The organism is Mesorhizobium caraganae, assembly GCF_016836705.1.
In the GTDB taxonomy this organism is placed as follows: domain Bacteria; phylum Pseudomonadota; class Alphaproteobacteria; order Rhizobiales; family Rhizobiaceae; genus Mesorhizobium; species Mesorhizobium caraganae.
The window spans coordinates 109,832-132,106 of record NZ_JAFCGY010000015.1; the positions used below are offsets into that span (position 1 = coordinate 109,832).

A 22,275-nucleotide genomic window follows, 5' to 3' on the forward strand; every position below is an offset into this window, starting at 1 on the left:
GCTGGAACCCCCTCTGGCCTGCCGGCCATCTCCCCCTCAAGGGGGGAGATTCACTTGCATCGCGGTCTTCGCCAATTGCCAATGGCTCCTCTCCTCTTTGTACTGAGGGGTCAGAGGCATCTCCCCCACGCGATGGGTTGAACGAAACAGCCACGGCAATATCCTCGATGAACGACGCCTGAGCCGCGGCTCAGACGGCGCTCGGGCTGTTCGCCGAAATCGTGATGTCGAGGGTGACGTGGCCGGCGCCGGGGCCGAAGCGGCAGAAGGCTTCAGTGAGCGTTGCAAACACCGCGCCGGCATCGCCGCGCAATTTGGTGCAGAAGTTCTTCGAGCGTTCAAAGACGCCGGACTGCTTCAGGAAATCGATGCAGCCATAGATCTCGTCCATATGGTCGCCCGTACCCATCACATAGAGCGAAAACTGCGCCGCCACCGGCTGGTCGGTCGATGGCGTGGCCTGGACGGCGCGGATCGCGGCGACCTTGCGCTCGTTCAGCGCAATGGCGGGTCCGCCGGTCTCGTCGGAGCGGCAGATTGGATCGTCGGGCTCACCCGGGCAACCGCGCGAAACCGCAGCCGAAAGCACGCAGTGCTTGCCGCTTTTGGCCGCCGCTACGAACAGGTCGCGCATGGCTGGAAACAACACCTCGGGCGGCCCGACCAGAAGCGTCGAGATGTCGTCGGTCTCGATCTTCAGCCGGTCGCGCCAAGGATCGAGCGCGCCGAGCGCACCAAGGATGACGCCGACGAAATCGTCAGTCATGGGATAAAGGGAAATCTGTGCACCGGAAAACATCGCCCGCCTCGCTCCGCTGGTATTATCCAGATCAGCTTTAGGGTCCGAAGGCTTGCCGCCCTCATCTCAGCCCCGACCATACGGAGCACCCCTGTGGATGGGCGGGTTAAAGCACTGTTCGAGGCATTGGGGAAGAGTATTTTTCGACTGTCATCGCGAAGTGTGTTGGGCCAGGTTTCTTGGCTTCAGGAAATCCGCATCATTTTGAAAGTTGAGTTCGTTCAAATTGTACGCGTCATCCTTGACGAAATATCGTACATAAAGTACGATATTTCCTTTGAGCAAGGGGGATTCCGTGAGCACAGCGAACCATGGCGCCTTCGCCGACCTCTTCCGCCCGCTGTTGTCACTGCCGCTGCTGCCGCCCTTGTCGCTCGACCAGCGCGAACGCGTTGCCGGAGCATGGCGAATGGCCAGCCAGGACATCGCCGACGATATTCGTTTCATCCGCCAATATTTGAAAGTGATTGCCGAGAAGGACGAGAGGCTGTCGACCGGCACGCTCGTTCACAGCCGCGCCTATGTCGAAGCCTGCGCCGGCTGGCTGCCCCAGACGGTGGCGCGCTATCTGCGCCACCTGCGCCAGATCACCGAATGCGAACTGGTCATGACAGCTGCCGGTATCCGCTTTGCCCTCTCGAGTTATGCCTGGGAGGCATAGGCATCACGCGATCTTCATACACAATGAATTGCGCTCCCCGTGGAGGCGCAATTCGTCGGGTTAAGAGACCCTGGCGGGCCGAACGGCGACGTCCAGAACGGGGCCGCCCAGGCGAATTCTGCCCTTGCCTATTTCGACTTGGCCTTGCCGTACTTTGCGGCGGCCGGCTTTGCAGCCTTGGGCTTGGCGGCGGCCGTGACAGGCTTCGCAGCGGCCTTCTTCGCCGTCTTCTTCGGTTTGGCGGCCGCACCATCTATTTCGGCCGTGGCCTGTTCCCAGTGCTCCTGATGCGCGCCTTCTGGGCGGCCGGCCTGTTCCCAAATCTCATGTGCGCGCTGGCGAATGCGGTCCTGTCTGTCGTCCGTCACTTAAGCCTCCGTGGTTGGGTCCGATGGTTAGGTCCAGATTCCACGAAAACATTAGCCGAAATTTGAGCCGGCGTCTTGAGTGACGAGCTGCTTTCAATGCGGATCGGAAACGACCGCAACGCCGAGCAGCGCCGCTTTCTTGGTGATCAGCCCGGCGAGGTCGGCATCCGATCGATCCGTGCCGGTGCGCTCCCGCAAGAGCGCAATCGCTTCCTTCATCGACAACAGCGCGGTGCTGCGCTCAGCCAACAGCTTGTCGCAACACGCCGCCACGTTAGTCTCGACATGCGGCAACATGGGCAATGCTCCTTTCATCATTCGGCCCTGCCGCCCCTTATTGGGATGAACGACAGGGCCGTATTGGTGGTTCGGTCAGTTGTGGTCAGCGTTATTCGACCACCTCAACGATCCTGCGCGTGCTGGGATCGACCAACACTGTATGGTTGTCGACAACAGCGTATCTGTACTGAACGTCAGGAACCTCCTGCAGTTCGACAGTGTCGGGCAAGGCGGAGCCGACATTCAACTCGACGCCGAGAAGACTGACCGAGGCCAGCGGATGTTTTTTTACGTATTGGTGCACGACCGTGCGCTGTTCGGGAGTGATGATCACCTGCTGCTGCGCCGGCTGGGTGACAATGACCTCGTCGGCCACGGCAACACCGAGACCTGCGATCATGGCGAGCCCGGCGACTGCTGGAATAAGGACGGTTTTCATCTTCGTCTCCTGTCGTTGTTGGCGAGCTCCGCCGAGCTCCCGCACGAGGCGAAAACAACACGGATCAAATTGGCGGGCTCCTGGAGACAAACGCCTCCGGTACGGTCTAGTTCCGTAAGTGGAGACTAATTGATCGGTTCCATTGCTGCTGGAACCGCACAGGCATGATTCGCATTGGAGGATGATCCTCAGACCTTCAAAATGGACGATATGCCGCTGCAAAATCCGATGGCAATTGCCGTCGGCGCCGGCTTCCGACGCGACATCACCATGCTGGCCGAGATGCGGAATTTCCTTCAGGAATGGCCGCACGCCAGGCGCGGCAAGATTTACGAAACGGCGCTGAGGGCCTGCGAAATGGCCAGGGCTGGACACGTGACCAAGGACCAGGCGCTGCGGGCTTTCACAGCCTTTACGGAGACGGCGGCATTGCCTGGACCGGCATTGATCCGGTGACGGCGCTGCGCCTGGCCAAGGCTGGAACTGGCCGGCCCCGGTCCACACTGTAGAGACCTCAAGCGGGATCATTGCTTCGGTGGCTGCACAGGCACCTCGCCGGGCTTGATCACCGGTGTTTTGCCCTCGTCCGGCGGCGGCTGCGTCATGCCCTGGTCACCGCTGGGCGGCGGCTGCAGCACGCCGCCGCAAGAACCAAGATCGGCGGTCGAATTGCCATTGCCGGCATCGGCGGGACGCGGCTGCTGGCCGCCATCCTGGGGCTGCGCCTGGCAAGGCACGGGAGGAGCCCCCTCGCCGTCGTCTTGCGCGGCGGCAGGGCCGGCAAGTGCCAGCAGCGCGCACGGCAAGAAAACAAAGATCTTCATTGTCCGTCTCCGTCTGGAATCGTCTTCTTTTGGCAAATGCAGCCCAGCGGCAATGGTTCCCCAAGTGGTTCCCCCACGTGGTTCCTAAGCGGTTCCCAAACAAGCTGGGACCGGTTTCGGGAACCTGCTTGCCGGCGCCGAGTTCCACCTACTCGATGCAAGCACTGACCAGGGAGAAAATTATGGACCCGCGTAGAAAACCAAGCGACGAAGTGGAAGCCCCGACGCCGCGCCAGCAGGACTGGGATGCGTTGCGTGGCGCAAGGATCCTGCCCGACGGGGCAGATGAAGAAAGCCTGCCGGACACCACCGGTGTCGAGAAGGAAGGCGACCTGCCCGAGGAAGATGACGACAACCCCTATCAGGACAGTGACGATGCCTTGCCCGACGATTCCGAGGAAGCCGCCATTGGTCGCGACCCGGCGCGGCGCGGTGGTCCTTTCGACGAGGTGTAGGCTCGAAGCAGTCTGCGCCGGACTTTCGTAGCGTTTTACCGGAACTCTTCCTCTGTTCGCTGGTTAGGAAATTGTCCAACCCAGAGGAGACCGGTCATGGATCACACCAATCACGCACGACTTGCCAGCACGGAACTGACGCCCGACATACTCGAAGGCGCGACCATCTATGGCCCTGACGACGAGAAGATCGGTTCTGTCGATCATCTGCATGGCAGTCAGGTCGTCATCGACGTCGGCGGCTTTCTTGGCATCGGCGCCAAGCCGGTGGCGGTCACCACCAGCCAGCTTGATTTCATGCGCGACGAGGATGGCGACGTCCACGCCGTCACCAGTTGGACCAAGGACCAGCTCAAGGCGATGCCGGAGCATCGCGACTGATATTTTTCGAAGGGTCCGGCTGCCGCCGGGCCCTTCGTTCGGCACGCCAGGTGCGCCCTGGCGGTTTGGCTTCAGCGGCGCTCTGGTGATCAGGGAGAGACCGATGATCAGAAAACTCAAATCAGGAAAATACCGCCTCTATTCGCGCAAGGTCGATGAAAAGACCGGACGACGACGCAACCTCGGCACCTTCGACAGCCGCGAGGCGGCCGAAAAACACGAACGCGAAGTCCAGTATTTCAAGCGCCATTGAGATCGCTCCCGACCTCTTCAAAGCGCGTACCCTGACGCTGAGCGTGTGCTGCGTGCACGCTCCGACGGCGACCTGCGAGCCGGCGCCGGGCAACCGTCGGCGCTTGAGTGCCGACGGTTGCCCGACCGGACCTTCAGTTCGATGCGGAATCGCCCAGCGCCTCGGTGACGAAGGACGCCGCGATCAGGTCGTCGGCATCGATGCGTAGGGACCCTTCGCTACCCCCCATGATGGCAGCGACCTTCTGGAAGGCCTGCATCTCGTATTCGGTAATCCTGGCGTTTCGCATCCTGGCCTTCAGATCGGCAACGCGTCGGCCCAGTGAGGCGGACGTTCCGATTTCTCTTTTCGACATTGTGTGGTGCTCCCTCCCCCAACCCATGCCTGGTTTTGCCCTTTGCCCGCTTGGCTGTACCCATGGCTGCCTATTTATAAGGCAGCACGAATACAGTCGCGGCAACGCGCAGTATTGGGGAAGGTTCCAGCGTAAAATGGTCACGAAATAATACGGGAGGGCCAGCAGCCCGAGGCGGCGACACGCGCCGCAACCACCGGCTGCGGCCGTCATGCCGAACCAACCTCGACGCTATCGGCGACGAGGGCCGGATTGCGATCGCCTTATGCGAACCCGTCAGCGAGTGGCAGACGGTACGGCCGCGGTCGAGCGCACCGTTTCTGGCGAGAACACCACGAAAGCGAAGACCAGAACGGCAGCGGCGACGATGAGCGAGCCGCCGGCAACGACAGGTTCAAGCGCCGGGTTTCCCTGCAACATCACGTAGAGCGCCGGCAGCATGATCACCACGCCAGCCGTATAGAGCCAGTAGTGAATCATGGCGATGCGGCGCGCCGCCTTTTGCGGATTGAGCGCGTAGTAACCGCCGAAGATGGCGCTCGTCACCCAGCCCAGCAGGTTGATATGCGCATGCGCCGGGAAGGCGCTGTGATCGCCTGAGATGGCCATCTGCAGGCCGGCCGCAATTCCCAATATGAGGAACACGATGGCGGTTTTGAAAAAGAGCTCTGAAACCTTAGGCATGTCGTTCTCCCCCGATGCCGTTTACCCCAGCATTGCGAAGGCTACACTTAGGAGTGAAGATTTTCCATACCGTACTTTGGGTTAGTAACGCTTTTGCCCCAGGGACCGGCAGTTCCCTCGGCCCGTCAAAAAGCCGCCGGGGCGAACCCCGGCGGCATGGTCGTTCTATTGGGCCGTTTCGCGATCGCTTACGGCGTTGCCGGAGCCAGCTTGGCGGCCATCTGGTCGATCTTGTCGGCAAGCACGCCGTTGGCCCAGTCGGTGACCTCGGGGTCGACCGGCTTGTTGGCCATATCGGCGAGTGCGTCATCGAGCGATGGGATGTTGCCGGTAGCCGTATCGGCAGCCGTCTGCGCCGCGGCAGCCGCCGCTTCAGCATCCGTGACCGCGGCCTCCAGGTCCGCGATCGTTGCGGCCTGGGCCGCCTGCTCCTCGGGCGTTGGAGGCGTAATGGCATTCGCCTCGTCGAACAGCGCCTGCTGGGCGGCCACCGCGTTCTGGGCTTCCGTCACCGCAGCATTTGCCTCGTCAACCGCGGCTTGGGCGTTCTTGGCAACTGCCGACGCCGTCACATAAGCCTGAACGCCGGCGAACTTCTTGCTCTTGGAGTTCATATAGGCGTTGATGTTGCGTTGCAGCGAGTTCAGCCGGCCAAGCTTGGCGTGGATGTTCTTTTCCTTGGGCGTCGCGGCGACTTCGACGTCATCGACAGCCTGGTCGTCGGTCGAGGCCTTCTTGCCGGCATGAGCCGATGCCGATTTGCCATGCGAAGCGCTGTTGCCGGATTTGCCGCTGCCGCTATTGCCGTTGCCGCCGCCATTGCCGTTACCGCCGCCGTTGCCACCACCATGGCCGTGGCCACCACCGTTACCGTTGCCACCAGCACCAGCCAGCGCCGGAGAGGCCAGAAGCGCAAACGCGGCAAGCGCCGCCAAAAGAGTTTTTCGGGATGTCATAATACCTCCTCGGGGGATAGCCCACCTCCGCCGACTCGCTATAGCAGCGCCATATGAGAATTTGCTAATTCGACGGAGTAAACTTTAGATAAATGTGGTTGCGATACGCGATAATCGACCGGCAAAAGGTTGGACAAAATCTTGTAAATAATTGATATATAAAGATAAATATGAACATCGCCGAGCAGATCGGCCCTTTGCGCGACTGACGCCCTATACTGATCAGACCTTAGGCCTAATTGCTGCGATACTTAGGTCGCAACCAAGACCGTCGTCGCGTGATTTTCCGAACAGGTGTCGAATACGGATTCGACATGAGCGAGCACCTGCAGCCCGCTTTCGACGCGGATGGATTGAGGGCCGGCACCCACGCGTTCGGAGCATCGGTGATGGTCGATTGTCGCCCCCGAAGGCATCGCCTTTCAGGCGCTTGCGGCATTGGGCCCTATGGCATCAGCAGGATATCGGCGCCCGGCTGTTCATCGAACAGCACGGTGCAGCCGCGCCTCAGCGCCACCGCAGACAGGGCATTGGCCACCGCCTCGTCCGGCGACACGAAATCGCCAGTCAGCACTCGCAATTCTTCAACCGCCTTGGCCATCGACACGCAGTGCCCGGCAACGCGATCGCTCGTGCAGGCGTCAACGACGCTGACGAGGTCGATCATCTCGAACTGGCCCATACCAGCCTCCACGAAACAATGTCCCAACGAGACCATGAACGCCGTGGCGAGAGACAATGTTCCCTGCGCCCGGCGGGAAGGCGGCTCAATCGACGGCCGGTTCTCCAGCGAATTCACCGGAGGTAAGCGCCTCGCTTGACAGCGGACCCTGTTTGTTCTCTATTTGTTCGTCAAAACCACCCCTAGCAACAGACGCGGCTAATGCTGCAACGCCCAAAGGAACGGCCGGGATGGAACCCACCATCCTGCATGCGGATCTCGATGCCTTCTATGCCTCGGTCGAGCAGCTGCTCGACCCGTCGCTCAGGGGCAAGCCGATTGCCGTCGGCGGTGGTGTGGTGCTGGCCGCATCCTACGAGGCCAGGGTTTTTGGCGTCCGCGGCGGGATGCCGGGGCGGCGCGCGCGGGAGCTTTGCCCGCAGTTGATCTTTGTCGGCGGAAATTTCGGCGAGTACCAGAGGCTGGGCGACGCCGCGATCAAAGTGCTCGACGATTTCACGCCGCTGGTCGAGCGCATCTCGATCGACGAGGCCTTTGCCGATGTCGCCGGCTGCACGCATCTGTTCGGGTCGCCGGCCGAGATCGCCGCCAGGGTGCGCCGGCGTGTACGGGCCGAACTCGGCCTGCCGATCTCGATCGGCGTGGCGCGCACCAAGCACCTGGCCAAGATCGCCTCGCAAGTGGCGAAACCCGACGGGCTGGTGGTGGTCGATCCGGCAACGGAGCTCGCCTTCCTGCACGACCTGCCGGTCGGGTTGATGTGGGGCGTCGGCCCGGCGACCAAAGCGCGGCTGGCCGAGATCGGCATCGAGACCATCGGCCAGTTGGCCAAGACCCACAGCGACGCGTTGCGCCGGCTGCTCGGCCCCGCCGCCGGCGAGAAGCTGGCATCGCTGGCGTGGAACCGAGATCCGCGAAAACTCGAGACGCACCGGCGGGCGCATTCGGCCGGCGCGCAATCGGCGCTCGGCAAGCGGCCGGCCGAGGCCCATGTGTTCGGACCTGTTCTTCTGCATCTGGCAGACCGGGTCGCCAGCCGGCTCAGGGCAAAATCGCGGCCCGGCCGCACGGTGACGGTGCGGGTGCGTTTCGCCGATCTGCACGCGGTCACGCGCTCGGTGACGCTCGATCAGCCGATTTCGGCGACCGCGATGCTGGCCGAAATCGCCGAGGAACTGGTGCGCGGCGTGCTGGCCGCCAACCCTTGGGAAAAGACCATCTCGCTGCTGGCGATCTCGGTGTCGCAGTTGGAAGAAAGTGCCGAGCTGCAGCTCGAGCTGCCGCTCGGCCTCGATGACGAGAAGCAGCGGCCCGGCAGCAAAAAGGGCCTGGCGCGCTTTGGCGCCGACCGTGCCATCGACAAGATCCGCCAGCGCTTTGGCAGAGAGGCGGTCGGCTATGGCGCGGTGGCGCTGGAAGCCCGGCGCTCGGTCCCCGACGCCTTCCGCGAACTGGCGGAAAAGGAGCTGTGAAAACTATCGGCCGGTGCGCCAATAGCGATGCCCCTTGACGCCGCTTGCATTTCTCCCATTCCAGGGCTCGCAAGCTATGCCGTCATGGTCGGCGTCGTGCGTCGGCCAGTAGCCTGGTTCTCCCATATGCGCAGGGGCCAGGCCGACGGAAAGCCGGAAACGATGTAGCCGAACAACAGGATAAACGGGGCCAGCATGGCCAGCCATCTCAACCTGCCCGACCTGCCGTGACGGCGATGCATTGGCCAACGCAGGAACGGCAGGAGCATCATCCTTGGCAGCCAAAACTTTCAATGGCGCAAAAAGTTGCACAGGCAATGTCGCAAACGCTGCGGGGCCTCTATAACAGGGCACGGGCGGGAAGGGTGGATCGTGCGATTGCGGGGGGTTTTCCTGGGAGAGTTGTTGCAGCGTTGGGGCAGACTGTCGCTGGCCCTGCAGTTCCTCATCGCGGGCGGTATCGGGCTGCTGGTGGTGATGCTGGTGGTCGGCCTGTGGGTGACCTCGCAAATCCGGCAAGGCGTCATGCGCAATTCCGCCGCGACCACCGCGCTCTATGTCGACAGCGTGATCGCGCCGCTATTGCCCGACATGCGCAAAAGCCGAGAGCTCGACGATACCGTCAAGCGGGCGCTCGACGAGACGCTCGACCAGGGTGCACTCGGCAAGCGGCTGGCGTCGTTCAAGCTGTGGCGGCGCGACGGCACGATCCTCTACGCCAAGGATACGACGCTGATCGGCAAGGTGTTCGAGCCCAACGCCAACCTGGTCGCCGCCTTCAGCGGCAATGTCGTGGCCGAGTACAACGACCTCGACGACGATGCCGAGAGCCAACACGATAAAAAGACTGAAGCTGGACCGCTGCTGGAAATCTACAATCCGGTACGCGAACCCTGGTCGGGCGAAGTCGTCGCCGTTTCGGAGTTCTACGAGGTTGCCGACGGCTTCGAGTCGACGCTGACCGTCGCTTTGTGGCAAAGCTGGCTGGTCGTGGCCGGCGCCACCGCGGCGGCATTGGCGCTGCTGTCGGGCATCGTCTTTCGCGGCAGCCGCACGATCCAAACCCAGCGGGAGGCACTCGAGGCCAAGATCGCCGAATTGCGGGCGCTGCTGTCGCAGAACTCATCTCTGCGCGAGCGCGTGCAGCACGCCTCGCGCCGCGCCACCGCGCTCAACGAACGCTATCTCAGGCGCATCGGCGCCGATCTTCACGACGGGCCGGCCCAGCTCGTGGCGCTGGCGGCACTCAGGATGGACAGCCCGATCTTGCTTGATCCCGGCGCCCCCGCCGCGCTGCGCGAAGCCGAGATCGCCGACATTCACAAAACGCTTGATGAAGCGATCCGCGAGATACGCGGCATCTGCAACGGTCTCGTCCTGCCGCAGATCGAGACGGCGGCGGTGCTCGACATATTGCGGCTGGCGGTCACCGAACACCAGCGGCGGACCGGAACCTCGGTTTCGCTGACGCTGCCAAAGCGCTTGCGCGAACCCGGCCCTTCCGAGAAGATCAGCATCTATCGTTTTGTCCAGGAAGGCTTGAACAATGCCTATCGCCACGGGAAAGGCAGGGATCAGGCGGTGAAAGCGGCAATGAAAGGCGGCAAGCTGTTCGTCGAGGTCCTCGACGGCGGTCCCGGATTCGACCCGGTAAGAAGCGAGGGCCTTGGGCTTGCCGGTCTCAGGGAGCGTATCGAGAGCATCGGCGGCCAGTTTGAAACTGTATCTGGCCCACAAGGCACACGACTGGTGATAACATTGTCCATTGAGGAGCAATCGTGACCCAAGCCATCCGCATTGCCATTGTCGACGACCATCCGTTGTTTCGCGAGGGCGTAGCGCGCAGCCTCGGCGAGATCGGCGGTTTCGAAGTGGTCGGCGAAGGCGCCAGCGCCGAGGATGCCGAAAGGCTGGTCGCGGCCATGCGGCCCGACATCGTGCTGCTCGACATCAGCATGCCGGGCGGCGGGCTCGCCGCCGCGGCAAACATCATGACCGGGCACCCCGGCCAGAAAATCGTCATGCTGACCGTGTCGGAAGCCAATGCCGACGTTGCCCAGGCGCTCAATGCCGGCGCGCGCGGCTATGTGCTGAAAGGCGTCGGTTCGAAGGCGCTGGCCGAAATCCTCAGCAATGTCGCGGCTGGCGAAAGTTATGTCTCGCCGACACTGTCGGCCCGGCTTCTGTCGGACCTGTTGCAGCCGGCGAATCGCAAGGCCGAACCCCTCCAGCAGCTCACCGGCCGCGAGACCGATATTCTGCGCCTGGTGGCGGAAGGCTTGAGCAACAAGGAAGTCGCCGCACGGCTTTCGCTGCAGGAGAAGACAGTCAAGCATCACATGACGCGGGTTCTGGCCAAGCTCAATGTCCGCAACCGCACCGAGGCGGCGCTGCTGATGCGCGAGGCGCGGGAGCGCGCGAGTTGACGCGCGGCGCACGGACGACGCCCATCCGCGCCAGGCACTGAGGCAAAACACATCCGCGCGAAAGCGGCTAGAGCGCTTCACCGTTTCACGGAAACGGCGAACCGCTCTATCTCTTTGTTTTTACGCAATTCCCTAGGGAAAGCGCTCACACTTTCCTGGAATTGCTCTAGCCTCACAAACTTTTCAAACGTGCCACGTCGGCGGGGGTCGCCGCCCGCTCGATAATGGTGCGGTCGAGCGCATCCTTCATCGTGAACCGACCATTTTGGATCCGTTCCTTCATGCCGTTGGGATGGGTGACCGTGATGCCGGTGGCGTCGACCTCGACCTGGTCGCCGGTTGCAGAATTCACATGGCTGGCCTTGCCGGCGCCGGAATTGCCCTTGCCGTTACCGCCGCTGTTGCTGTTACCGTTTCCACCGCTGTTGCCGTTGCCGCCACTGTTGCCGCCGCCACCCCCATTGCCGCCGCCATTGCCGCCGCCGCCATTGCCGCCGCCGCCCCCATTGCCGCCATCCTTGGCGAAGGCATTGCTGGCGGCAATCTTGGCGGCGCCGTCAAAGCTGAGGTGGTAGGGCACAAGGATCAGGGCGAGCGTTGTGGACGCCCGCAAGGAAAGCCAGCAGAGTTGGCGCAATCGCGTAATCTGTTCTTCCCCTGACGGTCAGCGAAGACCAATCCGATCTGTCCACAACCGGAATGGCGTTGTTACCAAAACAGCATCCACAAATCGACGCCCTTGCGAAAGCGGCTTACGACCCTTGTCTCGGCAAATACAGACTTTTTTTGTAAAATTGTCAGACTTAAGTCCTATATTTTGCAACCTCTAGCTGCATCCGGTTTGAGCAGGCCGACCGGCCAGGCCAGGCCCGCATCCATCAACGCGACTTTCGGCACGATGCTGTTGATGCTTTCCGCACCGCAACCCAATCCTCGGCCGCGCCATGCAAAGCCAAGAACAATGGTTTCTAGACGAAGGTGGATTTGCGGGTTAGCGCATCGGCGACAAGAAAAGTCGAGACGGGATGACGGTACCGCAAAGGTTGACAGTGTCGATCTGTCAGGCATTATCGCGTGATCCTGGAGGATTCACTGTGAAGAAAAGCTATTCGAAGCCGGTGCTGGTCAAAAAAGGAAAGCTCTCGCGGGTTACGGCCGTCACCAATGGCGCCGGTTCCGGCCCGGTCGAGTGAAATCGTTCCGTCTTTCTATCACCTGAGCCTAGAGCCTGACATTGGAGATGCCGCATGAAGAAGACCTATTCCAAGCCGGTGCTGGTCAAGAAGGGCAAGCTGTCACAAATCACCGCGAATGGTGCTTCCGCCCCTATCCCGGGCTAAACCTTTTCACCCCGATTGATCAAAGTCGTCCCGACAGAGTCGGGCGGCTGATCCTTTCCAGAGCATGATCTTTTCCCGCAGGTGACGGGACCATTCAGCGCGCAACCACCAGATCGTCGAGCACGAGCTGCCAATAATGGCTCGTGGAAAGGCGCACGCGCGTGACCGCCGCCAGCATCGGCACGTAGTGCACGGGCGCCAGCGCCGACAGGATGATCGTGTCGCTGGCGATCAGCCGGTCACCAAGCCAGCTCTCCACCAGTGCGGTTTCGCCTTCGGACTTCAACCATGCAGCGGTCAGCATCACGGAATGGAACCCGAACGGTTTTTCGCTTGAGAATTCCGCGGGATGTCCGCTGCTCGTGTAGCAGACATGGTCTCCCGAGATGTTGCCGTTGACGTAGCCTTCGCTGCCTTCGGTATGATCGCGCGCAAGTGCGTTCAGGTTGAACCAGGTCAACCCGGCATAACCCGACGGCACCTTGCGCAGGCCGCGCGTGGTGACATCGTCGAAACCGATGGTCTGCAAAGGCGCTGCGCCATCCATGACAGCGTTTTCCGAAGCGGCATTTTCGGGCAACAGCAGGCCGAGTTCGGTCGGATAGGCAGACAAGGTGAGCCTGCGCGCGATGCCGCGGCCGGCAATGTCGATCGCGTCAGCGTCATCGGGCAGATCGAGGCGGAAGGCGGCGCCATCATTGAGCGGATGCACCGCCACCTCTTGCCCTTTCGCCATCACCGAGATGCTCGCTGAAACGCCGTCCGCCACGCGGCCGCTGAGCCGGCGTGTCGGAAACAGGCCGACCGGCTGCAGCATTGCTTCCGAGACCAGTCCGGTGGGCGAGCCCGGCAGCAGCCGGAGATGCTGCGACTGGACCTCGTTGGCGCTGCTTACGCGCCAGCCGGGCGGCACCGAAACGGTGAAGCGGTAGCTTCCCGGCACATGGATGGGCGCGGCCCGACGTTTCGTCGACGCCAGGAAATTGGCAAAGCCGCCGCGATTGCTCCGCGCCGCGGCGACGAAGCGGCCGTCGCCATCATGCAGTCTGACCATTATGCCGGCCATCGGCCGGTCGCCGAGCCCGTAGCGACCGTCGCGATCGGCATCGAAATAGACAAAGGACGAATAATTGAGCTTGCCGTGGTTGCCCGACCAGTCCTGGCGCACGGCGTAGTCGTTGGCCGGATCTTCACGCAGCCGGGCCTTGCGACGCGACCGCGCCTGCCGGCAGGCGAGAGCTGCAAGGACAGCGGCGAGCCCGACCAGGAGTAGTGCCTTGATCACGGACGGCTCAAGCAATGCTGTCGGCCCTCGCTGTGTTCATTTGGATCTCCTGTGACAAGCCATATATCGATGCTGCGGGCCCTTGAGCAACCGACACGGGGCCGACTGACCATGGCATCGGCCTCACATCCCCATTTCGGCCCAGAAACCGCGCTGCTCGGCGGTCTGTTTCAGGCTGCCATGGCATTGGTGGATGTCGAGCCCCGGGCTGGTGTTGGCCTCGACGATGACGATACCGGCCGGCATCAGCGCGACGTCCCATCTGTTCACTTGCGCCTTCCGCGCCGTGGGCAACTATTCCGGCGACGGCACCGGTGGCTTGTTCGTCAGCGCGGCGCCGAAGGCGGCAACGACCACGGCTGCGATGCCCGCGCATTGCAGAGGGCTCAGGATTTCATGCAGGAACAGGAAGCCGGCCAGCGCGCCGAGCGCCGGCTCCAGGCAGGTCAGCGTGCCGTAGAGCCTGGCCGGCATGCGGGTCAGCGCCACCATCTCCAGCCAGAACGGCAAGGCGCTGGAGAAAAGCCCGACCAGCAGCGCGCTGACCAGGATCGCGGGTGCGAGCAGGCCGGAACCCGCCTCGGCGATGCCGAACGGCAGGGCGATGGCGGCGGCGATGACCAGCCCGTAAGCGGTTGTCTGGCTGCCGAGCTCGGCGCCCGCCTTTTGCGCAAAGACGATGTAGAGCGCCCAGCAGCCGCCGGCGGCAAGCGCCAGCATCACGCCGATCGGGTCGAGCGCGCTGCTCGAATGAATGAAGGGCGACAACAGGACGATGCCGGCGACGGCCAGGGCTACCCACACGAAATCAGTGGCACGCCGCGACGACAGCGTCGCCACCAAAAGCGGACCGGAGAATTCAAGCGCCACGGCAATGCCGAGCGGGATTCTGGCAAGTGCCGCATAAAACAAAAGGTTCAGCGCCGCGAGGTTCACGCCATAGGCGATGAGCCAGGGCAATACGGCGCGCGACGGCCACACCCGCCAGGGTCTCAGCACCGCCGCCAGCATCAGCGCGCCCACGACCAGCCGGAGCGCCGTGGTGCCATTGGCGCCGATCAGCGGAAACAGGCTCTTGGCGAAGGTGGCGCCGATCTGGATCGACACCATGGCTCCGAGCAGTGCGCCAATCGGCAAGGCTCTCGCTTCGGCGGCGGCGATTGGCGTCGACGTCAATTTCAGTCTCCTCCGCAACGGCGCGACCAGCGGGCCACAGCGCAGGCACGGGATTAGGGGCTACGGACCTGGCTGTCGTGGGGCACGGGTGAGTCGTTGATGGGGCAAGGGGTGGACGCTCGCACCTCCCCCTTGTGGGGAGGTCGGACCGAAGGTCCGGGTGGGGGTTCTAGCGAAGACGTTTGCAGGATGTTCCTCGCCCCCACGCGAGTGGGGGAGAGGTGGCGCGGCGCAGCCGCGACGGAGAGGGGGAATGGCGCGGCCTTCAACGAGAGAGAAATCACCAACGTCGCGGCCCCCTCTCCGTCCGCTTCGCGGCCACCTCTCCCCCGCTTTGCGGGGGCGAGGAACCCAAGGCTGGCGAGGTTACGCCACCCCATACACCAGGCTCACCCGTCCATCCGAAAGCGCCTCGACCTTGCGCAGCTCCAGCTTGTGCCGGGCGTGCACCGTGCCAAACAGCGCCTTGCCGTCGCCGGCGAGCAGCGGATAGACGATCAGCCGCATCTCATCGACCAGCCCGGCCTCGATGAGGCTGGCGGTGATGCGGGCGCCGCCCATGAGGTAGATGTCCTTGCCGGGCTCGCGCTTCAGCGCGGCGATGTCGTCGAGGCTGCGCAGGAAGCGCGTCGACGGCCAGGCTGCCGAAGTCATGGTGTTGGACAACACATAATGCGGGGTTTTCGCGGCAAAGCGCGCCCATTCGAGTTCGGCCGGGTCGACCAGTTTGCCGGTCATCGGCAGCGGCTGATCCGGCTCGTTCTGCTGGATCGCGCTCCAGTAGCGCTCATAGCCGGCATACATGACGCCGCCGAGCAGGCAGGCGTCGATCTCAGGCATCAACCCGTATTCCTCCGACCAGTTGTCGACCCAGTCGGCGAAGCCTTCGGGTCCTTCCATCTTGCCGTCGACGGAGATCTTCATTCCGGTGATCAATTTGCGCATGACTTCCTCCTTCAGGCTTGCGGGATGCAAGCACGTTGCTTGGTTTCATCTGTTTGCGTGTGCGCCTCTATGGCTGGCGGAGGCGCGTGTTTCGCCGGCCCTTGCGCCGGCATCCGGCGCAAGGGATCGATGGTGCCCCGCCCGGTTGGACCGGACGATGCGTCAGGTCAGGCCGGCAGACGCTGGTCGTATTCCGTCATGAGGCGGCTCCAGCCGTCCCAGAACGGTTCCGGCTTTTCGCCCGTCACGCGGGCGGCCAGGATGTCGAGATGCATGTGCCAGCCGGCGGCATGCATCAGCAGGCTCGAGCGGCTGGGCAGGCGGCGGTGGACCAAAGTGAGCAGGACGTCGTCGCCGCGCTGCGCCAATTCGAACGTGACATTGCCGCTGCCGTTCCAGGTGATGGTGAGCTTGCGCGGCGGATCGCATTCGACGATCTGGTTGTGCATCCGCTGCTCGCCGCCAGCGAAGCTGGCCGGCCTCTGGCCGGGCGGGTCGGTCAATTCGTCGTTGCGCCAGACCAACTCGAAGGAAGAGCCTTCCTCCATATCCATGTCGCCGGCCGCCAACCACTGGCGGCGCAGGTCGCTCTGCGTCAGATATTCCCAGACGCGCTCCCTGGTTCCGGGCAAAAGCCGTTCGATCCTCAAGGTGGCGGGCTGGATCAACTCGGCGTAGCCATCGAAGCTGTTCATCTGGTTCATTGGTCTTCTCCCTCGGATGATGTTGGCCTGGATGATGTTGGCCTGGATGATTCTGGCTTGGGTGATTCAGGCTTGGATGATTCTGGCTTTGCCGGTGCCGGCGTCGTCCGCGCTGCCGGCGTTTTGCGCTCCTCGCGCAAAAGCTGTTCGAGGACATCGAGGCGGCTGTTCCAGAAACGCGAGTACTGGGCGAGCCACTGATAGGCGGTGGCCAGCGGCCGGGCCTCGAGGCGGCAGACATGGGTGCGGCCGCGCACTTCGCGACGGATCAGCCCGGCATGCTCCAGCGCCTTGATGTGCTTGGAGGCGGCGGCCAGCGACATGGCAAAGGGTTCGGCCAGCTGGCTCACCGTACGCTCGCCGCCGGCGAGGCTGTTGAGCATGTTGCGGCGCGTGGCGTCGCTAAGGGCGTGAAAAACCTGATCCATCTGGGGCGTCTCTAATTCAACCATGTAGTTGAATATAGACGCAGGCCTTTGGATAGTCAACCGTTTGGTTGAATGTTTTTTTGGATAAGCGCCGCCGCCCTACCTCCCCCTTGTGGGGAGGTCGGACCGCAGGTCCGGGTGGGGGTGCTTGGCGCAGACCGTGGAGGACGTTCCTCGCCCGCGCAACGCGGATGCCAGGAACAAGACGGCCGAGGTCTGCAAAGACCCCCACCCCGATCCGCTTTGCGGATCGACTTACCGGGGCGAGCCACGGGTCTCGCCCGTCCTTCGGACCCCCACAAGGGGGAGGGTAAAGCCCCTCACCCCGCCATTGCCAGCGGCACCGGGCTCTTGTTCGGGATCTGGATGTCGATCTCCAGCGTCGACATGGTCTCGCCGCGGTCCATCGAGACCTGCAGATAGTCCTGGTCGATCTGCACATGCTTGGCGATGACCGCCATGATCTCCTCGCGCAGGATGGAGACGAGGTCGGGCTGGCTGCGGTTGCGGCGCTCATAGGCGAGCAGCACTTGCAGCCGTTCGCGCGCCACCGGCGCGCTGGTGCGCCGCTTGAAGATGTCGAGCAGGTTCATGCCGCCCTCCTTCCCAAAAGACGATCGAGGAAGCCCTTGCGTTCGAAGGGCACAATGACCGGCAGTTGTTCGCCCTCGAGCCGCTTTGCGGCATCGATGTAAGCCTTGGCGGCGGCATTGAGCGGCTCCGACAATGTCACCGGCGAGCCGAGGTTGGAGGCTCGCAGGACATCCTGGCTCTCGGGAATGATGCCGAGCAGTGGCGTCGAGAGAATCTCCAGCACATCGTCGATCGACAGCATTTCGCCGCGAGCCGCGCGGGCGGCATCGTAGCGCGTGACCAGCACGTGCTTGGCGATCTGCTCGCCCTGCTCGGCGCGCAAGGTGCGGGCGTCGAGCAGGCCGATGATGCGATCGGAATCGCGCACCGAACTCACCTCAGGATTGGTGACGATGACCGCCTCGTCGGCAAAGCGCATGGCGAGCTGCGCGCCACGCTCAATGCCGGCCGGGCTGTCGCAGAAGACATAGTCGAAGACCGAGCGCAGCTTGCCGATGACCTCGGCCACGCCCTCCTCGGTCAGCGCATCCTTGTCGCGCGTCTGCGAGGCCGGCAGCAGGAACAGCGTCTCGACCCGCTTGTCGCGGATCAGCGCCTGCGACAGCTTTGCCGAGCCCTGGATGACGTTGACGAGGTCGAACACCACGCGCCGTTCGGCCCCCATGATCAAATCGAGGTTGCGCAGGCCGACATCGAAATCGACCAGCGCCACCTTCTTGCCGGTCTTGGCGACCGCCGCCCCCAGAGCCGCGGTCGAGGTCGTCTTGCCGACGCCCCCCTTGCCCGAGGTGACCACCACTACCTTGCCCATCAATAAAGCCTCCGTTGTTGTTCGTTATGTCGCTGACCGGGCGCGAGCCGCGCCCGCCGCATTAGCTGAAAGGGGCGATGCGCAGCATGCCGTTGTCGAGGAATGCCTGCACAGGCTTGCCCCGGACTGACGGGTCCATCTCCTCGGCCGTGCAATACCAGCCATCCACCGACAGAAGCTCGGCCTCGTTCCTGCGGCAGAAGACGCGGGCGGCCGTATTGCCCTGCGCGCCGGCCGAAGCGCGGCCGCGCAGCGTGCCATAGACATGGATCGAGCCGGTGGCGACGATTTCGGAGCCGGACGCGACCGAGCCCAGCACAATGACATCGCCATGCGGATGGAAGATCAGCTGCCCCGAACGGATCGGCGAGCGGATCATCAATGTCCCGGCGTCCGGCGCCTTGGCGTCCTGTGGCAGCGGCTTGGCATCGCCCCGCGGCTTCAAATCACCCGAAGCCTTCAAATCGCCTGCCTTCAGATCCGCCTTTGCATCACTTGCCGGCTTCACATCGCTAGCCGTCTCCTCCGCCCTGCCCGCCTTGCGGCTCGGTTGCAGCAGCCCGTCGGTGGTCGCCTCCTTGGCGCCGACCAGCACCGGCGGCAGATGCGCGCCAAGCTCGCCGCCGCCGTCGAGTTCCATGGCATAGACGCGGATGCCGCGCTGGCCGAGCACGTCGATCAGCGCTTCGATGGCGACGACATCGGGCTTCAGCACGTTCAGATCGAGCACCACCGGGCGGCCGGCGAAATAGCCGGGCGAGTTGCCGATCCAGCGATCCAGGCTCTCCAGCCAAACATCCAAAGGCGCCTCCGGCGTCAGCGTGAAAGCGACGAAGGAGCGGGCGCGAAAGCGAATGGATTTGGCCTCGAGGGGAGCGGCAAAGGTCACGGCGGGCGATTCCTTACTGATAGGTAAACGCTAGCCGTGGTATGGTTAATGAAAGGTTAATGCGAGAGGGAGCCCGCGTGAAATCGGAAGGTTGGCTAGACGCCAGTTCGGACGCCAACCGGCGACACATTGTACGTCTTGATACGGGCCGTATGCGGACTGGCAGCTTCGAGGTTCGGATTTTGAGTAGCGGACACTCCCGGTAGCCGCAGGCGTGGACGTGATCTGACCCAAGTACGACGCTCGCTTGTTCGCCGACAGACGGTCGCTTTGCGCCACGCTCCCGACCTTGCGGTCCGCTCAATCGCAGGATTGTGCAACGGCTAAAGGCCTTTGGCGGATCGGATCGGTGGCTCGCGCAACTCTGGCCTGCCAGACTAACGCCTTCGAGCGCGGCGGGTTAGACAGATAACGTCTGATTCGCAGATACATTAGCAACAGGAAATATGTTGCCAAACGGCGGAAAGAGACGGATCATCAACGCCCGCACCACCCCGATCGAGAATTGGCAGAGACAGGGCTGATCGGGGTTGGCGATCGTATCGAACGCCAGGGAGGTTCAGATGAAACTGCGTGCTTGCCTGCCAAGCGCGGGATGGACCGCACTTGTCCTGATGGGTCTCGGCACCGGCGCTGCCGTTGCTTACGTCGCCGACAGTCCGTTGCAGTCGCGGCTTGCGGCGGCGACAAGAGTGCCGTTGCCGGGAGAACTCGGCGTCGGACACTGTGTCGTCCTGGCCGCCGCCGGCCAATCATTGTCCCCGGAAGACATGAAGGCCTACGAAGAGGCCCAGCCGCCCCTGTGGGACGACCTGGGTTCCTTGAACTATCCAATCAGCACAAAGAGCGCAGATGCTCAAAAATACTTTGACCAGGGGCTGCGGCTCGCCACCAACTTCAATCACGCGGAGGCGCGACGCGCCTTCCGCAAGGCACAAAGCCTCGATCCCGACTGCGCGATGTGCTTCCTCGGCGAGGCGCTGATCCTTGGGCCCAACATCAACGTGCCGATGGATCCTGCCGCAAATGCACCGGCGATCGCTGCTCTTCGAAAGGCGCAAGCGCTTTCATCCGGTGCCACCGAGAAGGAGCGGCGACTGATCGAGGCAGTCGCTACGCGGTATTCCGAAGATCCCAACGCCGATCGAAACGCCCTGAATGCCGCATTCGCCGATGCAACTGCGGCGCTTTCCGACAAATATCCTGACGATCTCGAGCTCGCTGTGCTGGCGGCAGAGGCGGGGATGGACACGCAGCCCTGGGACTATTGGAAGCCGGGCGGCAAGGAACCCAAGGGCCGCACCGCCGACGTCCAGAAGCGGCTGGAAGGCGTTCTCGCCAAGAAGCCTGACCATCCGATGGCAATTCACCTCTACATTCATCTTGTCGAGGCATCGGATCGTCCGGAGCGCGCCGAGCCCTACGCGGATCGGCTGGCAGCGCTTATGCCGGGGGCCGGACACATCGTCCATATGCCGAGCCATATCTACTACCGCGTCGGCCGCTACACGGACTCGCTGAAGTCCAACGAAGCTGCCTCGAAAGTGGACGAGACATATATCGCCGAAACCGGCGCTGTCGGTGTCTATCCGCTCGGCTACTATTCCCACAACGTGCACTTCGTATTGGTTTCGGCCCAGCTCCTCGGTGACTCGAAGACGGTGCTTGCAGAGGCCGACAAGCTGGACAAGTTTCTGACCAACGATGTAGCCACGGCCATTCCGATCGTACAGCCGGTGAAAGCAGCTCCCTATTTTGCCTGGGCGCAATATGCCGAGCCCGATACGATCCTGGCCAAGCCCGAGCCGGCCGGCGCGCCGCCTTACGTCACGTCGATGTGGCACTATGCGCGCGGCGTCGCCCTGGCCGAGAAGAAGGACACGTCAGGCGCCCGAGCAGAGGCGGACGCCATCCACAAGATCGCCCAGGAGACCGACTGGTCGGTGCACGATGCCTGGGGAATCCCGGCATTGTCTGTCCTGCAAGTGGCCGAAGATGTCGTACGCGCCCGCGCTGCGCAGGCCGAGAACGATGTCGGCGGTTCGATAGCCCTCTGGAAGAAGGCGGCCGAAACGCAGGACACGATCCCCTATATGGAGCCACCGTACTGGTACTATCCCGTGAGGCAGTCCCTGGGCGCCGCCCTCCTCAAGAACGGTCAGCCGGCGGACGCGGCGAAGGAGTTCGTGGCGGCGCTCGACCGCGCACGCAGCAGCGCCTGGGCGCTGTTCGGGCTGCAGCAGGCGGCGAAGGCCCAAGGCGATACTGCGGCCGAAACCAAGGCCGCGGACGAATTTTCGAAAGCCTGGAAGGGCGATCCAGGCACGGTGACGCTCGAACGGCTCTGACGGAGCTCATACGGGCGGACCGATCCGGTCGGCCGCCCGGGCTCCAACCGTTCACCGAATTCCGATTTGTCGGAACACCTCCAAGCGGTGGTTTGGTTTGACCTGGCCAGTCTTGAGTAGCGAATTTCTCGGTCGCCATCCCGATCCCGAGCAGCCGTCCCTGCTGCCCAACGGAAGGTAGGTGAGAAAATGACACGAGTGCACTGATGGGCCCGGCCTGGACGCCGGCGACGGTCGCGCTGATGGTGCTTGGCTTCGTGCTCTTCTGGCCGCTCGGCCTTGGCCACGCTGGCCTACATCCTCTGGGGCGACCGGTTCGTCAAACGCGTGCGAGCGGGCGAAGGTGACGGTGCGCTTGACAACCGCCTAACCGATCGCGGGCGCCCGCCACGAGTTGCGATACGGAGCTCATCCGCTCCCGCTTCGTTGTCGTTCGAAATAGAAGACCAGCGCAGCTGCGACCGTCCGCATCAGGCATTGTATAAGACGTTCGCACGTAGCCGTGCGAAGGTCGGCAAGTGGCGCAACCACGACCTCCAGCCTGATGGCCGGCAAGGTCTGCTTTCAGGGAAGCTGCGAAGCTGACCTCTACGGCCGACATGCTGAAGGGTTTCGGGTGCCGTCAGGCGTACGAAAGCCTCTCATGCAGGAACCCGCGGTCCGTGCGCGGTGAGCTATGGGGATTTGTGTTTCGGGGTGTGCCAGCGTCTGTCGCAGACGT

32 protein-coding genes, 2 pseudogenes and 1 riboswitch are annotated in these 22,275 nt (G+C 63.0%); of the genes and pseudogenes, 13 read left to right on the top strand and 21 right to left on the bottom strand.

What is annotated here, in order from left to right; genetic code table 11:
• Positions 1-190 precede the first annotated feature (190 nt).
• A complete protein-coding gene (locus JQK88_RS22840; protein ID WP_203279511.1) occupies positions 191-799 on the bottom strand; it encodes a YkoF family thiamine/hydroxymethylpyrimidine-binding protein in 609 nt (202 codons plus the stop codon).
• Positions 790-902: riboswitch (TPP riboswitch) on the bottom strand. It overlaps the preceding gene by 10 nt.
• Positions 903-1,094: 192 nt before the next feature.
• Between JQK88_RS22840 and JQK88_RS22845 the strand changes: the two genes are divergently transcribed.
• Positions 1,095-1,460 (top strand): hypothetical protein, encoded by a 366-nt coding sequence (locus JQK88_RS22845; protein WP_203279512.1) that lies wholly within the window; start codon positions 1,095-1,097, stop codon positions 1,458-1,460.
• A gap of 128 nt (positions 1,461-1,588) precedes the next feature.
• On the opposite strand, the gene JQK88_RS22850 is transcribed toward JQK88_RS22845, so the two are convergent.
• From JQK88_RS22850 to JQK88_RS22860, 3 genes are all read right to left on the bottom strand, one after another.
• On the bottom strand, positions 1,589-1,828 hold the full coding sequence (locus tag JQK88_RS22850; protein ID WP_203279513.1) for a DUF2934 domain-containing protein: 240 nt from the start codon (positions 1,826-1,828) through the stop codon (positions 1,589-1,591).
• A gap of 93 nt (positions 1,829-1,921) precedes the next feature.
• Positions 1,922-2,125: a hypothetical protein gene (locus tag JQK88_RS22855; RefSeq protein WP_112566786.1), complete on the bottom strand. Its 204-nt coding sequence runs from the start codon at positions 2,123-2,125 to the stop codon at positions 1,922-1,924.
• A 91-nt stretch (positions 2,126-2,216) separates the two neighbouring features.
• Complete coding sequence (locus JQK88_RS22860; RefSeq protein ID WP_203279514.1) at positions 2,217-2,546, bottom strand: DUF1236 domain-containing protein; 330 nt, start codon at positions 2,544-2,546, stop codon at positions 2,217-2,219.
• 228 nt (positions 2,547-2,774) lie between these two features.
• On the opposite strand from JQK88_RS22860, the gene JQK88_RS22865 reads away from it, so the two are divergent.
• Entirely contained in the window at positions 2,775-3,002 is a 228-nt protein-coding gene (locus tag JQK88_RS22865; RefSeq protein ID WP_246749987.1) for a DUF982 domain-containing protein, read from the top strand.
• 68 nt (positions 3,003-3,070) lie between these two features.
• Here JQK88_RS22865 and JQK88_RS22870 read toward each other — a convergent pair whose 3' ends face one another.
• Positions 3,071-3,370 (bottom strand): hypothetical protein, encoded by a 300-nt coding sequence (locus JQK88_RS22870; protein WP_192248762.1) that lies wholly within the window; start codon positions 3,368-3,370, stop codon positions 3,071-3,073.
• Between the two features lie 182 nt (positions 3,371-3,552).
• Between JQK88_RS22870 and JQK88_RS22875 the strand changes: the two genes are divergently transcribed.
• The 3 genes from JQK88_RS22875 (at position 3,553) to JQK88_RS22885 (ending at position 4,459) form a co-directional block, all read left to right on the top strand.
• A complete protein-coding gene (locus JQK88_RS22875; RefSeq protein ID WP_203279515.1) occupies positions 3,553-3,825 on the top strand; it encodes a hypothetical protein in 273 nt (90 codons plus the stop codon).
• A 96-nt stretch (positions 3,826-3,921) separates the two neighbouring features.
• Positions 3,922-4,206 (top strand): PRC-barrel domain containing protein, encoded by a 285-nt coding sequence (locus tag JQK88_RS22880; protein WP_142870101.1) that lies wholly within the window; start codon positions 3,922-3,924, stop codon positions 4,204-4,206.
• 103 nt (positions 4,207-4,309) lie between these two features.
• The gene (locus JQK88_RS22885) at positions 4,310-4,459 is read left to right on the top strand and encodes a hypothetical protein (RefSeq protein ID WP_142870100.1); all 150 of its coding nucleotides are present in this window, start codon (positions 4,310-4,312) and stop codon (positions 4,457-4,459) included.
• A gap of 133 nt (positions 4,460-4,592) precedes the next feature.
• Here JQK88_RS22885 and JQK88_RS22890 read toward each other — a convergent pair whose 3' ends face one another.
• From JQK88_RS22890 to JQK88_RS22905, 4 genes are all read right to left on the bottom strand, one after another.
• Positions 4,593-4,814, bottom strand: a complete 222-nt coding sequence (locus JQK88_RS22890) for a hypothetical protein (protein WP_192248759.1) — start codon at positions 4,812-4,814, stop codon at positions 4,593-4,595.
• Positions 4,815-5,090: 276 nt separating this feature from the next.
• The gene (locus JQK88_RS22895) at positions 5,091-5,498 is read right to left on the bottom strand and encodes a heme-copper oxidase family protein (RefSeq protein WP_203279516.1); all 408 of its coding nucleotides are present in this window, start codon (positions 5,496-5,498) and stop codon (positions 5,091-5,093) included.
• 188 nt (positions 5,499-5,686) lie between these two features.
• Complete coding sequence (locus JQK88_RS22900) at positions 5,687-6,454, bottom strand: hypothetical protein (protein WP_192248753.1); 768 nt, start codon at positions 6,452-6,454, stop codon at positions 5,687-5,689.
• A 445-nt stretch (positions 6,455-6,899) separates the two neighbouring features.
• The gene (locus JQK88_RS22905; protein ID WP_312037316.1) at positions 6,900-7,253 is read right to left on the bottom strand and encodes a hypothetical protein; all 354 of its coding nucleotides are present in this window, start codon (positions 7,251-7,253) and stop codon (positions 6,900-6,902) included.
• A 113-nt stretch (positions 7,254-7,366) separates the two neighbouring features.
• On the opposite strand from JQK88_RS22905, the gene dinB reads away from it, so the two are divergent.
• Entirely contained in the window at positions 7,367-8,608 is a 1,242-nt protein-coding gene (dinB, locus tag JQK88_RS22910) for a DNA polymerase IV (RefSeq protein WP_203279517.1), read from the top strand.
• Positions 8,609-8,611: 3 nt separating this feature from the next.
• Here dinB and JQK88_RS36370 read toward each other — a convergent pair whose 3' ends face one another.
• Together JQK88_RS36370 and JQK88_RS36990 are read right to left on the bottom strand one after the other, a co-directional pair.
• Positions 8,612-8,734 (bottom strand): excalibur calcium-binding domain-containing protein, encoded by a 123-nt coding sequence (locus tag JQK88_RS36370; RefSeq protein WP_246749989.1) that lies wholly within the window; start codon positions 8,732-8,734, stop codon positions 8,612-8,614.
• A complete protein-coding gene (locus JQK88_RS36990) occupies positions 8,683-8,805 on the bottom strand; it encodes a hypothetical protein (RefSeq protein ID WP_281434889.1) in 123 nt (40 codons plus the stop codon). Before JQK88_RS36990 ends, JQK88_RS36370 begins: the two co-directional genes overlap by 52 nt.
• A gap of 280 nt (positions 8,806-9,085) precedes the next feature.
• On the opposite strand from JQK88_RS36990, the gene JQK88_RS22920 reads away from it, so the two are divergent.
• Complete coding sequence (locus JQK88_RS22920) at positions 9,086-10,390, top strand: sensor histidine kinase (RefSeq protein ID WP_376740444.1); 1,305 nt, start codon at positions 9,086-9,088, stop codon at positions 10,388-10,390.
• Complete coding sequence (locus tag JQK88_RS22925; RefSeq protein ID WP_192248745.1) at positions 10,387-11,034, top strand: response regulator; 648 nt, start codon at positions 10,387-10,389, stop codon at positions 11,032-11,034. Before JQK88_RS22920 ends, JQK88_RS22925 begins: the two co-directional genes overlap by 4 nt.
• Positions 11,035-11,206: 172 nt before the next feature.
• Here JQK88_RS22925 and JQK88_RS22930 read toward each other — a convergent pair whose 3' ends face one another.
• A complete protein-coding gene (locus tag JQK88_RS22930) occupies positions 11,207-11,647 on the bottom strand; it encodes a hypothetical protein (RefSeq protein WP_312037317.1) in 441 nt (146 codons plus the stop codon).
• Positions 11,648-11,945: 298 nt separating this feature from the next.
• On the opposite strand from JQK88_RS22930, the pseudogene JQK88_RS22935 reads away from it, so the two are divergent.
• The 3 genes and pseudogenes from JQK88_RS22935 to JQK88_RS22945 form a co-directional block, all read left to right on the top strand.
• Positions 11,946-12,029: pseudogene (locus JQK88_RS22935) on the top strand (DUF924 family protein); the annotation flags it as partial.
• A 99-nt stretch (positions 12,030-12,128) separates the two neighbouring features.
• Positions 12,129-12,227: a putative RiPP precursor gene (locus JQK88_RS22940; RefSeq protein WP_203279520.1), complete on the top strand. Its 99-nt coding sequence runs from the start codon at positions 12,129-12,131 to the stop codon at positions 12,225-12,227.
• Positions 12,228-12,281: 54 nt separating this feature from the next.
• Positions 12,282-12,374 carry a putative RiPP precursor gene (locus JQK88_RS22945; protein WP_203279521.1) on the top strand — a complete coding sequence of 31 codons (93 nt, stop codon included), beginning with the start codon at positions 12,282-12,284 and terminating at the stop codon, positions 12,372-12,374.
• Between the two features lie 94 nt (positions 12,375-12,468).
• On the opposite strand, the gene JQK88_RS22950 is transcribed toward JQK88_RS22945, so the two are convergent.
• The 9 genes from JQK88_RS22950 to minC form a co-directional block, all read right to left on the bottom strand.
• On the bottom strand, positions 12,469-13,659 hold the full coding sequence (locus tag JQK88_RS22950; protein ID WP_312037318.1) for a hypothetical protein: 1,191 nt from the start codon (positions 13,657-13,659) through the stop codon (positions 12,469-12,471).
• A gap of 123 nt (positions 13,660-13,782) precedes the next feature.
• Complete coding sequence (locus JQK88_RS22955; protein ID WP_203279523.1) at positions 13,783-13,929, bottom strand: hypothetical protein; 147 nt, start codon at positions 13,927-13,929, stop codon at positions 13,783-13,785.
• Positions 13,930-13,953: 24 nt separating this feature from the next.
• Entirely contained in the window at positions 13,954-14,835 is an 882-nt protein-coding gene (locus JQK88_RS22960) for an EamA family transporter (RefSeq protein ID WP_203279524.1), read from the bottom strand.
• Between the two features lie 366 nt (positions 14,836-15,201).
• Positions 15,202-15,780: a dihydrofolate reductase family protein gene (locus JQK88_RS22965; RefSeq protein ID WP_203279525.1), complete on the bottom strand. Its 579-nt coding sequence runs from the start codon at positions 15,778-15,780 to the stop codon at positions 15,202-15,204.
• Positions 15,781-15,947: 167 nt separating this feature from the next.
• The gene (locus JQK88_RS22970; RefSeq protein WP_203279526.1) at positions 15,948-16,484 is read right to left on the bottom strand and encodes an SRPBCC family protein; all 537 of its coding nucleotides are present in this window, start codon (positions 16,482-16,484) and stop codon (positions 15,948-15,950) included.
• Positions 16,481-16,936, bottom strand: coding sequence for an ArsR/SmtB family transcription factor (locus JQK88_RS22975; protein WP_203279527.1), 456 nt, complete (start codon positions 16,934-16,936; stop codon positions 16,481-16,483). Before JQK88_RS22975 ends, JQK88_RS22970 begins: the two co-directional genes overlap by 4 nt.
• Before the next feature lie 296 nt (positions 16,937-17,232).
• Positions 17,233-17,505, bottom strand: a complete 273-nt coding sequence (minE, locus tag JQK88_RS22980) for a cell division topological specificity factor MinE (protein ID WP_112560940.1) — start codon at positions 17,503-17,505, stop codon at positions 17,233-17,235.
• Positions 17,502-18,317 (bottom strand): septum site-determining protein MinD, encoded by an 816-nt coding sequence (gene minD, locus JQK88_RS22985; RefSeq protein ID WP_029869303.1) that lies wholly within the window; start codon positions 18,315-18,317, stop codon positions 17,502-17,504. The genes minE and minD overlap by 4 nt, the downstream gene beginning before the upstream one ends.
• A gap of 61 nt (positions 18,318-18,378) precedes the next feature.
• Positions 18,379-19,206: a septum site-determining protein MinC gene (gene minC, locus JQK88_RS22990; RefSeq protein WP_192248722.1), complete on the bottom strand. Its 828-nt coding sequence runs from the start codon at positions 19,204-19,206 to the stop codon at positions 18,379-18,381.
• 563 nt (positions 19,207-19,769) lie between these two features.
• Between minC and JQK88_RS22995 the strand changes: the two genes are divergently transcribed.
• The gene (locus JQK88_RS22995) at positions 19,770-21,554 is read left to right on the top strand and encodes a tetratricopeptide repeat protein (protein WP_192248719.1); all 1,785 of its coding nucleotides are present in this window, start codon (positions 19,770-19,772) and stop codon (positions 21,552-21,554) included.
• A gap of 206 nt (positions 21,555-21,760) precedes the next feature.
• Positions 21,761-21,869: pseudogene (locus tag JQK88_RS23000) on the top strand (DUF2852 domain-containing protein); the annotation flags it as partial.
• Positions 21,870-22,275 lie beyond the last annotated feature (406 nt).

Coding starts and splice junctions, on each gene's coding strand:
- JQK88_RS22975 (WP_203279527.1), bottom strand. CDS start 16,936: ATGGTTGAATTAGAGACGCCCCAGATGGATCAGGTTTTTCACGCCCTT.
- JQK88_RS22880 (WP_142870101.1), top strand. CDS start 3,922: ATGGATCACACCAATCACGCACGACTTGCCAGCACGGAACTGACGCCC.
- JQK88_RS22870 (WP_192248762.1), bottom strand. CDS start 3,370: ATGAAGATCTTTGTTTTCTTGCCGTGCGCGCTGCTGGCACTTGCCGGC.
- JQK88_RS22965 (WP_203279525.1), bottom strand. CDS start 15,780: ATGCGCAAATTGATCACCGGAATGAAGATCTCCGTCGACGGCAAGATG.
- JQK88_RS22890 (WP_192248759.1), bottom strand. CDS start 4,814: ATGTCGAAAAGAGAAATCGGAACGTCCGCCTCACTGGGCCGACGCGTT.
- JQK88_RS22945 (WP_203279521.1), top strand. CDS start 12,282: ATGAAGAAGACCTATTCCAAGCCGGTGCTGGTCAAGAAGGGCAAGCTG.
- JQK88_RS22920 (WP_376740444.1), top strand. CDS start 9,086: ATGCTGGTGGTCGGCCTGTGGGTGACCTCGCAAATCCGGCAAGGCGTC.
- minE (WP_112560940.1), bottom strand. CDS start 17,505: ATGAACCTGCTCGACATCTTCAAGCGGCGCACCAGCGCGCCGGTGGCG.
- JQK88_RS22970 (WP_203279526.1), bottom strand. CDS start 16,484: ATGAACCAGATGAACAGCTTCGATGGCTACGCCGAGTTGATCCAGCCC.
- JQK88_RS22840 (WP_203279511.1), bottom strand. CDS start 799: ATGTTTTCCGGTGCACAGATTTCCCTTTATCCCATGACTGACGATTTC.
- JQK88_RS22885 (WP_142870100.1), top strand. CDS start 4,310: ATGATCAGAAAACTCAAATCAGGAAAATACCGCCTCTATTCGCGCAAG.
- JQK88_RS36370 (WP_246749989.1), bottom strand. CDS start 8,734: ATGGGAGAACCAGGCTACTGGCCGACGCACGACGCCGACCATGACGGC.
- JQK88_RS22875 (WP_203279515.1), top strand. CDS start 3,553: ATGGACCCGCGTAGAAAACCAAGCGACGAAGTGGAAGCCCCGACGCCG.
- dinB (WP_203279517.1), top strand. CDS start 7,367: ATGGAACCCACCATCCTGCATGCGGATCTCGATGCCTTCTATGCCTCG.
- minD (WP_029869303.1), bottom strand. CDS start 18,317: ATGGGCAAGGTAGTGGTGGTCACCTCGGGCAAGGGGGGCGTCGGCAAG.
- JQK88_RS22995 (WP_192248719.1), top strand. CDS start 19,770: ATGAAACTGCGTGCTTGCCTGCCAAGCGCGGGATGGACCGCACTTGTC.
- JQK88_RS22860 (WP_203279514.1), bottom strand. CDS start 2,546: ATGAAAACCGTCCTTATTCCAGCAGTCGCCGGGCTCGCCATGATCGCA.
- JQK88_RS22865 (WP_246749987.1), top strand. CDS start 2,775: ATGGCAATTGCCGTCGGCGCCGGCTTCCGACGCGACATCACCATGCTG.
- JQK88_RS22855 (WP_112566786.1), bottom strand. CDS start 2,125: ATGTTGCCGCATGTCGAGACTAACGTGGCGGCGTGTTGCGACAAGCTG.
- JQK88_RS22895 (WP_203279516.1), bottom strand. CDS start 5,498: ATGCCTAAGGTTTCAGAGCTCTTTTTCAAAACCGCCATCGTGTTCCTC.
- JQK88_RS36990 (WP_281434889.1), bottom strand. CDS start 8,805: ATGCTGGCCCCGTTTATCCTGTTGTTCGGCTACATCGTTTCCGGCTTT.
- JQK88_RS22900 (WP_192248753.1), bottom strand. CDS start 6,454: ATGACATCCCGAAAAACTCTTTTGGCGGCGCTTGCCGCGTTTGCGCTT.